The following is a 14,216-nucleotide window of genomic DNA, read 5'->3' as shown; positions in this document are numbered from 1 at the left end:
GTTCTCCGCCCTCTGATCAACGGCCGGTCAGGCCGGGGAAATAGGGCCACAGTTGCCAGGTCATCAGACCGAACACGCCCAGCGCCATCACCAGCGCGTACCAGGACAGGTAGCCCGTCTGGACCAGTCGGGTGACGCGCGCGAGGGCGCCCACCGCCTGGGCCGAGCCATTGACCACGGCCCCATCGATCAGGGTCTGGTCACCACCCTTCCACAGCCCGATGCCCAGGCCGCGGGCCGCACGGGCCAGGATGTTCTCGTTGATCCAGTCCATGTAGTACTTGTTCTCGAGCACGGTGATGACCGGCTTCAGCGCCTTGGCAATGGCCGCCGGGATGCCCGGGGCGACCATGTAGAAGACGTAGGCGGTGACCACGCCGGCCAGCGCCAGCCAGAACGGCAGTGTGCTGAAGGCGTGCAGGGCCATGGCGGTGGCGCCATGGAACTCGTGCGCCAGCTCTTCCATCGCGTGGTGCGCCTCGTGGTTGACGAAGATCGCGTCCTTCAGGAAGTCGCCGAACAGCATCGGCTGGATCGTCAGGAAGCCGATCACCACCGAGGGGATGGCCAGCAGCAGCAGCGGCGCAGTGACCACCCAGGGCGATTCATGCGGCTCGTGGTGCTCGCCGTGTTCGTCATGATGGTCATGCTCGCCCGGGAAGGGCTTGTGGTGGAAGTGCTCCTTGCCGTGGAAGACCAGGAAGTACATCCGGAACGAGTAGAAGGCGGTGACGAACACACCCGCGATGACCGCGAACTGCGCGAAGCCCGCACCCGGCAGGTGGCTGGCAGCCACCGCCTCGATGATCGAGTCCTTCGAGTAGAAGCCGGCGAAGAACGGCGTGCCGATCAGCGCCAGCGAGCCCAGCAGCGAGGTGATCCAGGTGATGGGCATGTACTTGCGCAGGCCGCCCATGTTGCGGATGTCCTGGTCATGGTGCATGCCGATGATCACCGAGCCGGCCGCCAGGAACAGCAGCGCCTTGAAGAAGGCGTGCGTCATCAGGTGGAAGACCGCCACGTTGTAGGCCGACACGCCCAGCGCCACCGTCATGTAGCCCAGCTGCGACAGCGTGGAGTAGGCGACGACGCGCTTGATGTCGTTCTGGATGATGCCCAGGAAGCCCATGAACAGCGCGGTGATCGAGCCGATGACCAGCACCACGTTCAGCGCGATGTCCGACAGCTCGAACAGCGGCGACATGCGGGTGACCATGAAGATGCCGGCGGTCACCATCGTCGCGGCGTGGATCAGCGCGGAGATCGGCGTCGGGCCTTCCATGGAATCGGGCAGCCACACATGCAGCGGGAACTGCGCCGACTTGCCCATCGCACCGATGAACAGGCAGATGCAGGCCACGGCCAGCAGCGGCCAGTCGGTGCCGGGGAAGGTCTTGGCGGCCAGTTCGCCCGACTTGGCAAAGACCTCGGCGTAGTTCAGCGAGCCGGTGTAGGCCAGCAGCAGGCCGATGCCCAGGATGAAGCCGAAGTCACCGACCCGGTTCACCAGGAAGGCCTTCATGTTGGCGAAGATCGCCGTGGGCTTCTTGAACCAGAAACCGATCAGCAGGTAGGACACCAGGCCCACCGCTTCCCAGCCGAAGAACAGCTGCAGGAAGTTGTTGCTCATGACCAGCATGAGCATCGAGAAGGTGAACAGCGAGATGTACGAGAAGAAGCGCTGGTAGCCCGGGTCTTCTTCCATGTAGCCGATGGTGTAGATGTGCACCATCAGCGACACGAAGGTCACCACGCACATCATCATCGCGGTCAGGCCGTCGACGAGGAAGCCGACCTCCATCTTCAGCGGGCCCACCGACATCCATTCATAGATGGTGGCGTTGAAGCGCGCACCATCGACCGCCACCGACTGCAGCACCATGGCCGAGCAGATGAAGGCGACGAGAACGCCGAGGATGGTGATCAGGTGGGCACCGCGGCGGCCGACCACCTTGCCGGCCAGGCCGGCGACGATGGAGCCCACCAGCGGCGCCAGCGGCACCGTGAGCAGCAGGTTCTGGGACAGTTGTGCAGACATGATCTTCGGGGCTCCTCTTGGCGGTCAGCCCTTCAGGGTGTCGAGTTCGTCGACCGCAATGGTCGCGCGGTTGCGGAACAGCACGACCAGGATGGCCAGGCCGATGGCCGATTCGGCCGCCGCGACAGTCAGGATGAAGAACACGAAGACCTGGCCGTGCATGTCACCCAGGAAGTGGGAGAAGGCCACGAAGTTCATGTTCACCGCCAGCAGCATCAGCTCGATCGCCATCAGCAGCACGATCAGGTTGCGGCGGTTCATGAAGATGCCCACCACCGACAGCGCGAACAGGCAGCCGCCCAGCGTCAGGTAGTGGTACAGGGTGATGCCGGCGCTCATGCCTGGCCTCCTTCCGGGGTCTTGGGCACCGAGGGCGCCTCGATCGTCGGCGCCAGCTTGACCAGGCGGACGCGGTCGGCCGGGCGGGCGCGCACCTGCTGGCTCGGGTCCTGGCCCTTGGCGTCCTTGCGCTTGCGCAGGGTCAGCGCGATGGCGGCGATCATGCCCACCAGCAGCAGCACCGCGGCCACCTGCAGCGGGTAGAGGTACTCGGTGTAGAGGACCACGCCCAGCGCCTTGGTGTTGCCCATGGCCAGCACTTCAGGCGGCATCGGCTTGGCATCGGGCAGGTTGAAGCCGGCCTTCATGACCAGCGCCACCTCGATCGCGATCAGCACGCCCACCAGGGCGGCCAGCGGGAAGTGCGACCAGAAGCCGGCGCGCATGGTGTCGGTGTTGATGTCGAGCATCATCACCACGAACAGGAACAGCACCATCACGGCGCCGACATACACCAGCACCAGCGTGATGGACAGGAACTCGGCCTTCAGCAGCATCCAGATGCAGGCCGCATTGAAGAAGGTGAGCACCAGGTAGAGCGCCGCGTGGACCGTGCTGCGCGAGGTGATGACCAGGAAGGCCGACACCAGCAGCACCGCGGAGAACAGGTAGAACAGGGCGGAGGTTGCGTTCATTCTTGTCAGCGCGTGGGTGACCGCATCAGCGGTACTTGGCGTCGGCCTCCTTGTTGGCGGCGATCTGCTTCTCGTAGCGGTCGCCCACGGCCAGCAGCATGTCCTTGGTGAAGTACAGGTCGCCCCGCTTCTCACCGTGGTATTCGAAGATGTGGGTCTCGACGATCGAGTCGACTGGGCAGGACTCTTCGCAGAAGCCGCAGAAGATGCACTTGGTCAGGTCGATGTCGTAGCGCGTGGTGCGGCGGGTGCCGTCGGCGCGCTCGCCGGCCTCGATGGTGATGGCCATCGCCGGGCAGACCGCTTCGCACAGCTTGCAGGCGATGCAGCGCTCCTCGCCGTTCTCATAGCGGCGCAGCGCGTGCAGGCCGCGGAAACGGGGAGACAGCGGGGTCTTCTCTTCCGGGAACTGCACGGTGATCGTGCGCGACAGGAAGTGCCGACCGGTCAGTGCCAGGCCCTTCCACAGCTCGGTCAGCAGGAAGGCGCCGAAGAAACCCTTGAGGGAGTTGTTGGTGCTCATGTGTTGGCCCTCCCCTTACTTCCAGATGTTGAAGGGCGACTGGATCCACAGACCCACGACGACCAGCCACACCAGCGTGACAGGGATGAAGATCTTCCAGCCCAGACGCATGATCTGGTCGTAGCGGTAGCGCGGGAAGGAGGCGCGCACCCAGAGGAACATCGTGACGACGACGAAGACCTTGATGCCCAGCCAGATCCAGCCCGGGATGAACGACAGCCAGCTCACCGGCGCGTCCCAGCCACCCAGGAAGAACAGCACGGTCAGCATCGAGACCAGGATCATGTTGGCGTACTCCGCGAGGAAGAACATCGCGAAGGACATGCCCGAGTACTCGATCATGTGGCCGGCCACGATCTCGGACTCGCCTTCCACCACGTCGAAGGGGTGGCGGTTGGTCTCGGCCAGGCCGGAGATGAAGTAGACGAAGAAGATCGGCAGCAGCGGCAGCCAGTTCCAGGACAGGAAGTTCAGGCCCATCGAGGCAAACGTGCCCTTCTGCTGACCGGCGACCACGTCACCCAGGTTCAGGCTGCCCGAGACCATCAGCACGATGACCAGCGCGAAGCCCATGGCGATCTCATAGGAGACCATCTGCGCCGACGCACGCAGCGCGCCCAGGAAGGCGTACTTCGAGTTGGACGCCCAGCCGGCGATGATCACGCCGTAGACCTCCATCGAGGTGATCGCCATCAGGAACAGCAGGCCGGCGTTGACGTTGGCCACCACCGCTTCCGGGCCGACCGGGATCACGGCCCAGGCGGCCAGCGCCGGCATGATGGTCATGATCGGGCCCAGGAAGAACAGGCCCTTGTTGGCGGCGGTCGGGCGGATGATCTCCTTGAAGATCAGCTTGACCGCATCGGCGATCGGCGTGAGCAGTCCGAAGGGGCCGACACGGTTGGGACCGGGGCGGACCTGGGTGCGGCCGATGGCCTTGCGCTCCCACAGCGTCAGGTAGGCGACGCAGCCCATCAGCGGCGCGACCAGGACGATGATCTTGATCAGCGACCAGACCACGGCCCAGGCCGGGGCGCCCAGTGTGGCGAGACCCGATTGGTAGATGTTGTCGATCATGGTGTGTCTCGTCCTCAGGCCTTCTCGACGGTGATCGCGCCGAACATCGCGCCCAGGGTGGCGGTGGCCGGGTGGCCGGCCGCCACACGCACCGTGTTGGCGGCCAGGCTGGCATCCTCGATGGCGCCCAGCACGGCACTGGCGCCGCCCTGGCTGACGCGCACCTTGTCACCGGCCTGCAGACCCAGTTGCGCCCACAGCGCGCTGGGCAGGCCGGCGAGCACCGCTTCCTTGGCATCGGCGGTGGCCTGCAGGGCCGGCGCGCGGCGCACGATGGCGTCGGTGGCGTAGATCGACACATCGGACACGCGCTGCAGACCGGCCAGGGGGCCGACCGGCTGCGCCACCGCCGTGCTGGCGTTGGACAGTTGGGCGGCGATGCCGCTGCCGTCGCCCAGCGCTTCGGCGCGGACCTCCTCGACCGACTCCTGCGCGAAACCCGACAGGCCCAGCAGGCTGCCCAGCACGCGCAGCACCTTCCAGGCCGGGCGGCTCTCGCCCAGCGCGGGCACCACGCCCTGGAAGGTCTGCAGCCGGCCTTCGGCGTTGACATAGCTGCCGGCGGTTTCGGTGAACGGGGCGATCGGCAGCAGCACGTCGGCGTTGTCGACGCGGGCGTCCTTGAACGGGGTCAGCGCGACGACCAGCCCGGAGGCGTTCAGCGCCGCGACGGCGGCAGCGCCATCGGCGGCGTCCAGCGCCGGCTCGGTGTTCAGCAGCAGCAGCGCCTTCATCGGCTGGCTCAGCATCTGGCCGGCGTTCAGTCCGCCCTGCTGAGGCTGCGCACCGACCAGCTGGGCGCCGACCGAGTTGCCGGCCTCACCCAGCACACCGACGGTGGCGCCGGTCTGGGCGGCGATGAAGTTGGCCAGCGACAGCAGCTGGCTGGCCTGCGGGTGCTGCACGGCGGCGTTGCCCAGCAGCACGGCCTTGCGCTCGCCCGACAGCAGCGCCTGGGCGACGGCCTCGGCCGCCGCGTCCACCAGCGCGGTGGCCGGTGCGGCCACGCCCTTGGCCGAGGCCACGTAGCCGGCCACGTTGGCCAGCGACTGCACCCAGTCCGACGGGGCGGCGGTGATCTTGCCGGCCACCGGGATCGCCCAATTGCCATGCACCGCGTTCAGGCTCAGCAGCTGGCCGCCATGGCGCACGGCCTGGCGCAGGCGCTGGGCAAGCAGCGGGTGGTCCTTGCGCAGGAAGGAGCCGATCACGAAGGCCCGCTGCAGCGTGCTCAGCGAGGCGATCGAGGTGCCCAGCCAGCGCACGCCGGCAGCGGCCGTGAAGTCGGCGTGGCGGGTGCGGTGGTCGATGTTGTCCGAGCCCAGGCCGCGCACCAGCTTGGCCAGCAGGTGCAGCTCTTCATTGCTGCTGGTGGCCGAGCCGATCGCGCCGATGCCGGCGGCACCGAACTGGCCCTGAACGCTCTTCAGGCCGTCGACGACGTACTGCAGCGCGGTGTTCCAGTCGACCTCCAGCCACTGGCCGTCCTGCTTGATCATCGGACGGGTCAGGCGCTGCTCGCCGTTGAGCGCTTCATAGGAGAAGCGGTCGCGGTCCGAGATCCAGCATTCGTTGACGGCCTCGTTCTCCAGCGGCACGACACGCATCACCTTGCCGTTCTTGACCTGGACCACGAGGTTGGCGCCCACGCTGTCGTGCGGGCTGACGCTCTTGCGGCGCGACAGCTCCCAGGTGCGGGCGCTGTAGCGGAAGGGCTTGCTGGTCAGCGCGCCCACCGGGCAGACGTCGATCATGTTGCCCGACAGCTCGGAATCGACCGAGTTGCCGACGAAGGTGGTGATCTCGGCGTGCTCACCGCGGTTGAGCATGCCCAGTTCCATCACCCCGGCGATCTCCTGGCCGAAGCGCACGCAGCGCGTGCAGTGGATGCAGCGGCTCATCTCCTCCATGGAGATCAGCGGACCGACGTTCTTGTGGAACACCACGCGCTTTTCTTCCTGGTAGCGCGAGGCGGTGCCGCCGTAGCCCACGGCCAGGTCCTGCAGCTGGCACTCGCCGCCCTGGTCGCAGATCGGGCAGTCCAGCGGGTGGTTGATCAGCAGGAACTCCATCACCGACTTCTGGGCCTTGACGGCCTTGTCGGAGCGGGTGCGCACGATCATGCCCTGCGTCACCGGCGTGGCGCAGGCCGGCATCGGCTTGGGCGCCTTCTCCACATCCACCAGGCACATGCGGCAGCTGGCGGCGATCGAGAGCTTCTTGTGGTAGCAGAAGTGCGGGATGTAGGTGCCGGCTGCGTCGGCCGCATGCATCACCATGCTGCCTTCGGGAACCTGGACCTTCTTGCCGTCGAGTTCGATATCGAGCATCTTGTTCGTCCCCGCCGATCAGATGTACGCCGGGACCATGCAGGTCTTGTGTTCGACGTGGTAGGCGAATTCGTCGCGGAAGTGCTTGAGCATGCCGCGCACCGGCATCGCGGCGGCGTCGCCCAGCGCACAGATGGTGCGGCCCATGATGTTCTCGGCCACGTTGTCCAGCAGGGCCAGGTCGTCGGCACGGCCTTCGCCGTGCTCGATGCGGTTGACCAGGCGCCACAGCCAGCCCGTGCCTTCGCGGCAGGGGGTGCACTGGCCGCAGGACTCGTGCTGGTAGAAGTAGGACAGGCGCAGCAGGCTCTTGACCATGCAGCGGGTCTCGTCCATCACGATGACCGCGCCCGAGCCCAGCATCGAGCCGGCCTTGGCGATGGAGTCATAGTCCATCGTGCAGTCCATCATCACCGCCGCCGGCAGCACCGGCGCCGACGAGCCGCCGGGGATCACGGCCTTGAGCTTCTTGCCGCCCTTGACGCCACCGGCGAGTTCCAGCAACTGGGCGAACGAGGTGCCCATCGGGATCTCGTAGTTGCCGGGCCGCTCGACGTCACCCACCATCGAGAAGATCTTGGTGCCGCCGTTGTTGGGCTTGCCGCACTCCAGGTAGGCCTGGCCGCCATTGCGGATGATCCAGGGCACTGCCGCGAAGGTCTCGGTGTTGTTGATCGTGGTGGGCTTGCCGTACAGGCCGAAGCTGGCCGGGAACGGCGGCTTGAAGCGCGGCTGGCCCTTCTTGCCTTCCAGCGATTCGAGCAGCGCGGTTTCCTCGCCGCAGATGTAGGCGCCGAAGCCGTGGTGCGCATGCAGCTGGAAGCTGAAGGCGCTGCCCAGGATGTTGGCACCCAGGTAGCCGGCGGCACGGGCTTCTTCCAGGGCCGCCTCGAAGCGCTCGTAGACCTCGAAGATCTCGCCGTGGATGTAGTTGTAGCCCACGCTGATGCCCATTGCGTAGGCGGCGATGGCCATGCCCTCGATCACGCTGTGCGGGTTGTAGCGCAGGATGTCGCGGTCCTTGCAGGTGCCCGGCTCGCCCTCGTCGGAGTTGCACACCAGGTACTTCTGGCCCGGGTAGGCGCGCGGCATGAAGCTCCACTTCAGGCCGGTGGGGAAACCGGCGCCGCCGCGGCCGCGCAGGCCCGAGGCCTTGACCTCGGCGATCACCTGGTCGGGCGTCATCGCCTCGCCGCCATCGGCGCCGAGAATCTTGCGCAGGGCCTGGTAGCCGCCGCGGGCCAGGTAGTCCTGCAGGCCCCAGTTGCGGCCATTCAGGTCGGCATAGATCTGCGGCTGGATGTGGCGGCCGTGGAAGCAGGTCTCGAGGCCCGAGGCCTGGAAGCGCGAAAGATCAAGCGCCATGCTCAGGCCCCCTTCCCTTCGGCGGCCTTGATCGTGGCGACCAGGTCGTCGAGCTTGTCGTTGCTCATGTAGCTCAGCATCTGGCGGTCATTGACCAGCATCACCGGCGCATCGGCGCAGGCGCCCAGGCATTCGCACTTGGCCACGGTGAACAGGCCGTCGGCGGTGGTGCCGCCGTCTTCCACACCCAGCGCCTTGCACAGGTGCTCCAGCGCGTTCTGGCCGTTGCGCAGCTGGCAAGGCAGGTTGGTGCAGACGTTCAGCTTGTACTTGCCAGTGGGTTGCTGGTTGTACATGTTGTAGAAGGTGGTCACCTCGCGCACGGCGATCGGTGCCATGCCCAGGTAGGCAGCGATCTCGGCCTCGGCCTCGGCCGACACCCAGCCCTGCTCCTGCTGCACGATCGACAGGCAGGCCATCACGGCCGACTGCGCCTGCTCCTTCGGGTACTTGGCCACCTCGCGAGCGAAGCGGGCCTTCGTGGCTTCAGACAGACTCATCGATCGATCTCACCAAACACGATGTCCATGGTGCCGATGATCGCCACCGCATCGGCGATCATGTGGCCGCGCGCCATCTCGTCCAGCGCCGCCAGATGGGCGAAGCCGGGGGCGCGGATCTTCAGGCGATAGGGCTTGTTGGCACCGTCGCTGACCAGGTAGATGCCGAACTCGCCCTTCGGGTGTTCGACAGCGGCGTAGGCCTCGCCCTCGGGGACGCGGAAGCCTTCGGAGAAGAGCTTGAAATGGTGGATCAGCTCTTCCATGCTGGTCTTCATCGCCACGCGCGAGGGCGGCGCCACCTTGTGGTTGTCGGTGATCACCGGGCCCGGGTTGGCGCGCAGCCAGTCGACGCACTGCTTGACGATGCGGTTGGACTGGCGCAGTTCCTCGACACGCACCAGGTAGCGGTCGTAGGTGTCGCCGTTGACGCCTACCGGCACGTCGAAGTCCATCTTGGCGTAGACATCGTAGGGCTGCTGCTTGCGCAGGTCCCAGGCGATGCCCGAGCCGCGCAGCATGGCGCCGGTCAGGCCCATCTGCAGCGCGCGCTCCGGCGTGACCACGCCGATGCCTACGGTGCGCTGCTTCCAGATGCGGTTCTCGGTCAGCAGGGTCTCGTACTCGTCGACCAGCTTGGGGAAGCGCGCGCAGAAGTCGTCGATGAAGTCCAGCAGCGAACCCTGGCGGTTCTTGTTGAGCTGGTCGATCGCGCGCTGGTTCTTGATCTTGCTGACCTGGTACTGCGGCATCGCGTCGGGCAGGTCGCGGTAGACGCCGCCCGGACGGAAGTAGGCCGCGTGCATGCGCGCTCCCGACACCGCCTCGTACATGTCGAACAGGTCCTCACGCTCGCGGAAGCAGTAGATGAGGATGTTCATCGCGCCGCAGTCCATGCCGTGGCAGCCCAGCCACAGCAGATGGTTCAGCAGGCGGGTGATCTCGGCGAACATCACGCGGATGTACTGCGCGCGCTCGGGCACCTCGATGCCCAGCAGCTTCTCGATGGCCAGGCAGTACGCGTGCTCGTTGGACATCATCGACACGTAGTCGAGGCGGTCCATGTAGGGCAGCGACTGAATGTAGGTCTTCTGCTCGGCCAGCTTCTCGGTGCCGCGGTGCAGCAGGCCGATGTGCGGGTCGGCGCGCTGGATGACCTCGCCGTCGAGTTCCAGCACCAGGCGCAGCACGCCGTGCGCGGCCGGGTGCTGGGGGCCGAAGTTCAGGGTGTAGTTCTTGATTTCTGCCATGGCGTTCGTCCCGGGCTTACTGCAGGCCGCCGTAGTGGTCTTCGCGGATCACGCGCGGCGTGATCTCGCGCGGCTCGATCGTGACCGGTTGGTAGATCACGCGCTTGGTCTCGGCGTCGTAGCGCATCTCGACGTGGCCGCTGACCGGGAAGTCCTTGCGCATCGGGTGGCCGATGAAGCCGTAGTCGGTGAGGATGCGGCGCAGGTCCTGGTGACCTTCGTAGATGATCCCGTACATGTCGAAGGACTCGCGCTCGAACCAGCTGGCCGAGTTCCAGATCGGCGTGACAGAGGCCACCACCGGGAGCTCGTCATCGGGGGCGAAGACCTTGACGCGCAGGCGCCAGTTCTTGCCCACCGACAGCAGGTGCAGCACGGTCAGGTAGCGCGGGCCGTCCCAGGGCTGGTCCTTCCAGGTGGACATGTCCAGGCCGGCCAGGTCGATCAGCTGCTCGAAAGCCAGTTCGGGGTGGTCGCGCAGCGTGGTGCAGACCGCGGCGTAGTCGGCCGCCTTGACGGTGATCGTGATCTCGCCGAGGGCGCGCTTGAAGTGGGCGATGCGCTCGCCCAGCACGGATTCGAGCGCGGCCTGCAGGGTGTCGAGTTTCTGCGTCATGAGAAGTCCCGGCTCAGGCGCGGGCGATGGTGTTTTCGCGGCGGATCTTGGCCTGCAGCTGCAGGATGCCGTAGAGCAGCGCCTCGGCCGTGGGCGGGCAGCCCGGCACGTAGACGTCGACCGGCACGATGCGGTCGCAGCCGCGCACCACCGAGTAGCTGTAGTGGTAGTAGCCGCCGCCGTTGGCGCAGGAGCCCATGCTCAGCACCCAGCGCGGTTCGGCCATCTGGTCGTAGACCTTGCGCAGCGCCGGCGCCATCTTGTTGCACAGCGTGCCGGCCACGATCATCAGGTCGGACTGACGCGGGCTGGGCCGGAACAGCATGCCAAAGCGGTCGATGTCGTAGCGCGCGGCGCCGGCATGCATCATTTCGACGGCGCAGCAGGCCAGACCGAAGGTCATGGGCCACAGCGAGCCGGTCTTGGACCAGTTCATCAGCGAGTCCACCGAGGTGGTGATGAACCCTTCCTTGAAAACGCCTTCAATACCCATGTCTTGCCTCTAGATGTCTCGTGCAGTGAGGAACGGTGGCGGCCGGGATCACTCCCAGTCCAGCGCGCCCTTCTTCCATTCGTAGGCGAAGCCCACCACGAGAATGGCCAGGAAAATCATCATCGCCCAGAAACCTGACGCCCCGATGTCTTTGAGCGCCACGGCCCAGGGGAACAAGAAGGCGATTTCGAGGTCGAACAGGATGAACAGGATGGCGACCAGGTAGTAGCGCACATCGAACTTCATGCGCGCGTCCTCGAAGGCTTCGAAGCCGCACTCGTACGGGCTGTTCTTCTGGGCGTCGGGCCGCTGCGGGCCGATCAGGAAACCGATCAGCTGGGGCACGACGCCGACCGCGGCGCCCACCAGGATGAACAGGATGACGGGGAGGTAGGCTTGCAGGTCCATGATGCGCGTCGCTCGTCGTGCAGAGTCCGACGCCCGTGATCCGATCCGGCCACAAAAAAGGCGCGCTGTCCTTGGCCCATGTCTGGCCAGAACGGAGCGCGCCCCCTTTCGTTCCCTGGATCAGCTCAGGGCGCCCGGCCAGTCGCCTCTGGGCAGGCGCTGACCGATGTGTTCATGGTGCCGACGGCGAGACTCGAACTCGCACAGCTTTCGCCACTACCCCCTCAAGATAGCGTGTCTACCAATTTCACCACGTCGGCTCGTCCGGCTCGCCGGTGCCGGCCTTGACGGGGCTGCAGCACAGCCCCCTCAAGACCCGCACGCAGCGGGCTTTTCAGCTGCTCGGCTGGCATGAGGATGGCTGGCCGAACAGCCTCGGATTCTAGCCCGAAATCAAGCCACTTCCTAGGGTTCCTGCTGATCTTTTCAGCGGGCCCCGGGGCTCGGTGAGGCGCTGCCGGTGGGCGGAGAGGCCCACCCTGCCCGCTCACTGGTTCGGGATGGCCGGGCCGGTGGGCGCGGCGGACGCCGCAGCGGCGGCCGACGCCGGCGTGGCGGCGCTGTCCAGCACGCTGCCGCCGCTGCTGCGCGAGCCGCCCGGGTTGGCGCCGAAGGCCAGCGCCACGGTGGCGACGAAGAAGATCGTGGCGCAGACCGCGGTCGAGCGCGACAGGAAGTTGGCGCTGCCGGTGGCACCGAACAGGCTGCCCGAGGCGCCGCTGCCGAACGAGGCGCCCATGTCGGCGCCCTTGCCGTGTTGCACCAGCACCAGGCCGATCATCGCGATCGCGGCCAGCAGCTGCACCACGACGATGAGGTTCATGAAGACTTGCATGTAGAGAAACTCCGCAATGGATCAGGGGCCGGCCGCGTCAACCCGCGGCTCGGCAGATGGCGACGAAGTCGGCTGCCTTCAAGGCGGCACCGCCGATCAGGCCACCGTCGATGTCGGGCTGGGCGAACAGCACCGCCGCGTTGTCGGGCTTGACGCTGCCGCCGTACAGCAGGGTCATCTGGTCGGCGCGCGGCGTGGCGGCGCGCAGCTGGGCGCGCAGCACCGCGTGCACGGCCTGGGCCTGCTCGGGCGTGGCGACCTTGCCGGTGCCGATGGCCCAGACGGGCTCATAGGCCACGACCATCTCGCCGGCGCAGTGGGCCAGCGTATGGATGACCGCCGACAGCTGGCGCTTGACGACCGCCTCGGTTTCGCCGGCCTCGCGCTGGGCCAGGGTCTCGCCGACACAGACGATGGGCGTGATGCCCTTGCCCAGCGCGGCCTTGGCCTTGTCGGCCACCAGTTGGTCGCTCTCGGCGTGGTACTGGCGGCGCTCGGAGTGGCCGACGATGACGTAGCGGCAGCCGAACTCGTGCAGCATGCCGGCCGACACCTCGCCGGTGTAGGCGCCCTGCTCATGCTGCGAGCAGTCCTGGGCACCCCAGCGAACGTCGCTGCCCGCCAGGGCCACCGCCACCTCGGACAGGTAGGGGAACGGCACGCACACGGCCACGTCGCAGCCAAAGGGCCGGGCACCGCTGATGCCGTCCAGCAACTCGGCGTTGGCCTTGTGGTTGCCGTGCATCTTCCAGTTGCCGGCCACGAGCTTGCGTCGCATGGTCTTGCTTCCTTCGAATCTAAGAATGGGTCAGGTCAGGCCCAGCGCAGCGCGATCTTGCCGACGTGCTGGCTGGACTCCATCAGCGCATGGGCCTGGGCGGCCTCGTCGGCGGCGAAGATGCGCTCGATCACCGGTCGCACCTGGCCCGAGGCCAGCAGCGGCCAGACGCGCTCGCGCAGCGCCGCGGCGATCGCGCCCTTGAAGGCCACCGGGCGCGGACGCAGCGTCGAGCCGGTGATCAGCAGGCGGCGGCGCAGCACTTCACCGGCGTTGAACTCGCTCTTCACGCCGCCCTGCACCGCGATGATCACGATGCGGCCGTCGTCGGCCAGGCAGCTCACCTCACGCGCCACGTAGTCGCCGGCCACCATGTCGAGCACCACGTCGGCACCACGGCCGCCGGTCAGGCGTTTGACTTCGGCAGCGAAGTCGGCGCTGCGGTAGTTGATCGCGTGGTCCGCCCCCAGGCGCAGGCAGGCGGCGCACTTGTCGTCAGCGCCGGCGGTGACGATCACCGTGGCGCCGAAGGCCTTGGCCAGCTGGATCGCGGTGACGCCAATGCCGCTGGCGCCGCCCTGCACCAGCAGGGTCTCGCCGGGCTGCAGGCGGCCGCGGTCGAAGACGTTGGACCAGACGGTGAAGAAGGTCTCGGGCAGGCAGGCCGCCTCGACATCGGTGAGGCCGGCGGGCACCGGCAGCACCTGCGGGATCGGCGCCACGCAGAGTTCGGCATAGCCGCCCCCGGCCACCAGCGCGCAGACACGGTCGCCCAGCGCCAGGCCGGCTGCGGCCAGCTCGGCGGCATCGCCGCCGGCCACCACGCCGGCCACCTCCAGACCCGGCAGGTCCGAGGCGCCGGGCGGCGGCGCATAGGCGCCCTTGCGCTGCAGCACGTCCGGGCGGTTCACCCCCGAGGCGCTGACGCGGATCAAGAGCTCGCCGGCGCCCGGCACCGGGTCCGGCCGTTCAGCCGGGACCAGCACCTCAGGGCCGCCGAATTCGCGGATCGCGATGGCACGCATGGAC

General features: G+C 67.1%; 15 protein-coding genes and 1 tRNA gene. All 16 read right to left on the bottom strand.

The genetic code is table 11. The features are described from left to right. Positions 1 to 16: 16 nt before the first annotated feature. The 16 genes from nuoL to KAK07_RS17020 all read right to left on the bottom strand — a co-directional run bounded on the left by nuoL (position 17) and on the right by KAK07_RS17020 (position 14,212). A complete protein-coding gene (gene nuoL / locus KAK07_RS17095; protein WP_210862038.1) occupies positions 17 to 2,038 on the bottom strand; it encodes an NADH-quinone oxidoreductase subunit L in 2,022 nt (673 codons plus the stop codon). A 24-nt stretch (positions 2,039 to 2,062) separates the two neighbouring features. After that, positions 2,063 to 2,377 carry an NADH-quinone oxidoreductase subunit NuoK gene (gene nuoK / locus KAK07_RS17090; protein ID WP_210801195.1) on the bottom strand — a complete coding sequence of 105 codons (315 nt, stop codon included), beginning with the start codon at positions 2,375 to 2,377 and terminating at the stop codon, positions 2,063 to 2,065. Next, positions 2,374 to 3,012: an NADH-quinone oxidoreductase subunit J gene (locus tag KAK07_RS17085; RefSeq protein ID WP_210862035.1), complete on the bottom strand. Its 639-nt coding sequence runs from the start codon at positions 3,010 to 3,012 to the stop codon at positions 2,374 to 2,376. Before KAK07_RS17085 ends, nuoK begins: the two co-directional genes overlap by 4 nt. Before the next feature lie 25 nt (positions 3,013 to 3,037). Beyond that, complete coding sequence (nuoI, locus tag KAK07_RS17080; protein WP_210854338.1) at positions 3,038 to 3,535, bottom strand: NADH-quinone oxidoreductase subunit NuoI; 498 nt, start codon at positions 3,533 to 3,535, stop codon at positions 3,038 to 3,040. A gap of 15 nt (positions 3,536 to 3,550) precedes the next feature. Then, on the bottom strand, positions 3,551 to 4,612 hold the full coding sequence (gene nuoH, locus KAK07_RS17075) for an NADH-quinone oxidoreductase subunit NuoH (RefSeq protein ID WP_210854339.1): 1,062 nt from the start codon (positions 4,610 to 4,612) through the stop codon (positions 3,551 to 3,553). 14 nt (positions 4,613 to 4,626) lie between these two features. Further along, entirely contained in the window at positions 4,627 to 6,942 is a 2,316-nt protein-coding gene (nuoG, locus tag KAK07_RS17070; protein WP_210862033.1) for an NADH-quinone oxidoreductase subunit NuoG, read from the bottom strand. An 18-nt stretch (positions 6,943 to 6,960) separates the two neighbouring features. Next, positions 6,961 to 8,307, bottom strand: a complete 1,347-nt coding sequence (gene nuoF, locus KAK07_RS17065) for an NADH-quinone oxidoreductase subunit NuoF (RefSeq protein ID WP_210862032.1) — start codon at positions 8,305 to 8,307, stop codon at positions 6,961 to 6,963. A 2-nt stretch (positions 8,308 to 8,309) separates the two neighbouring features. Further along, positions 8,310 to 8,807: an NADH-quinone oxidoreductase subunit NuoE family protein gene (locus tag KAK07_RS17060; RefSeq protein WP_210854342.1), complete on the bottom strand. Its 498-nt coding sequence runs from the start codon at positions 8,805 to 8,807 to the stop codon at positions 8,310 to 8,312. Beyond that, positions 8,804 to 10,057 carry an NADH-quinone oxidoreductase subunit D gene (locus KAK07_RS17055; RefSeq protein ID WP_210854343.1) on the bottom strand — a complete coding sequence of 418 codons (1,254 nt, stop codon included), beginning with the start codon at positions 10,055 to 10,057 and terminating at the stop codon, positions 8,804 to 8,806. The genes KAK07_RS17060 and KAK07_RS17055 overlap by 4 nt, the downstream gene beginning before the upstream one ends. 16 nt (positions 10,058 to 10,073) lie before the next feature. Beyond that, the gene (locus tag KAK07_RS17050) at positions 10,074 to 10,673 is read right to left on the bottom strand and encodes an NADH-quinone oxidoreductase subunit C (RefSeq protein WP_210854344.1); all 600 of its coding nucleotides are present in this window, start codon (positions 10,671 to 10,673) and stop codon (positions 10,074 to 10,076) included. A 13-nt stretch (positions 10,674 to 10,686) separates the two neighbouring features. Continuing rightward, positions 10,687 to 11,166, bottom strand: a complete 480-nt coding sequence (locus KAK07_RS17045; protein WP_210801186.1) for a NuoB/complex I 20 kDa subunit family protein — start codon at positions 11,164 to 11,166, stop codon at positions 10,687 to 10,689. 48 nt (positions 11,167 to 11,214) lie between these two features. Beyond that, complete coding sequence (locus KAK07_RS17040) at positions 11,215 to 11,574, bottom strand: NADH-quinone oxidoreductase subunit A (RefSeq protein WP_210854345.1); 360 nt, start codon at positions 11,572 to 11,574, stop codon at positions 11,215 to 11,217. Positions 11,575 to 11,749: 175 nt separating this feature from the next. After that, positions 11,750 to 11,834, bottom strand: a tRNA-Leu gene (locus tag KAK07_RS17035). Positions 11,835 to 12,061: 227 nt separating this feature from the next. Continuing rightward, positions 12,062 to 12,409 (bottom strand): preprotein translocase subunit SecG, encoded by a 348-nt coding sequence (secG, locus tag KAK07_RS17030; RefSeq protein ID WP_210854346.1) that lies wholly within the window; start codon positions 12,407 to 12,409, stop codon positions 12,062 to 12,064. A gap of 37 nt (positions 12,410 to 12,446) precedes the next feature. Continuing rightward, a complete protein-coding gene (gene tpiA / locus KAK07_RS17025) occupies positions 12,447 to 13,187 on the bottom strand; it encodes a triose-phosphate isomerase (RefSeq protein ID WP_210854347.1) in 741 nt (246 codons plus the stop codon). A 35-nt stretch (positions 13,188 to 13,222) separates the two neighbouring features. After that, entirely contained in the window at positions 13,223 to 14,212 is a 990-nt protein-coding gene (locus KAK07_RS17020) for an NAD(P)H-quinone oxidoreductase (RefSeq protein ID WP_210854348.1), read from the bottom strand. Positions 14,213 to 14,216: the final 4 nt, after the last annotated feature.

Origin of the sequence: Ideonella alba (genome assembly GCF_018069875.1) — a bacterium.
GTDB lineage: Bacteria > Pseudomonadota > Gammaproteobacteria > Burkholderiales > Burkholderiaceae_C > Ideonella > Ideonella alba.
The sequence above is the reverse complement of the archived record's forward strand: the minus strand, read 5'-3'. Positions and strand labels throughout refer to the sequence as shown.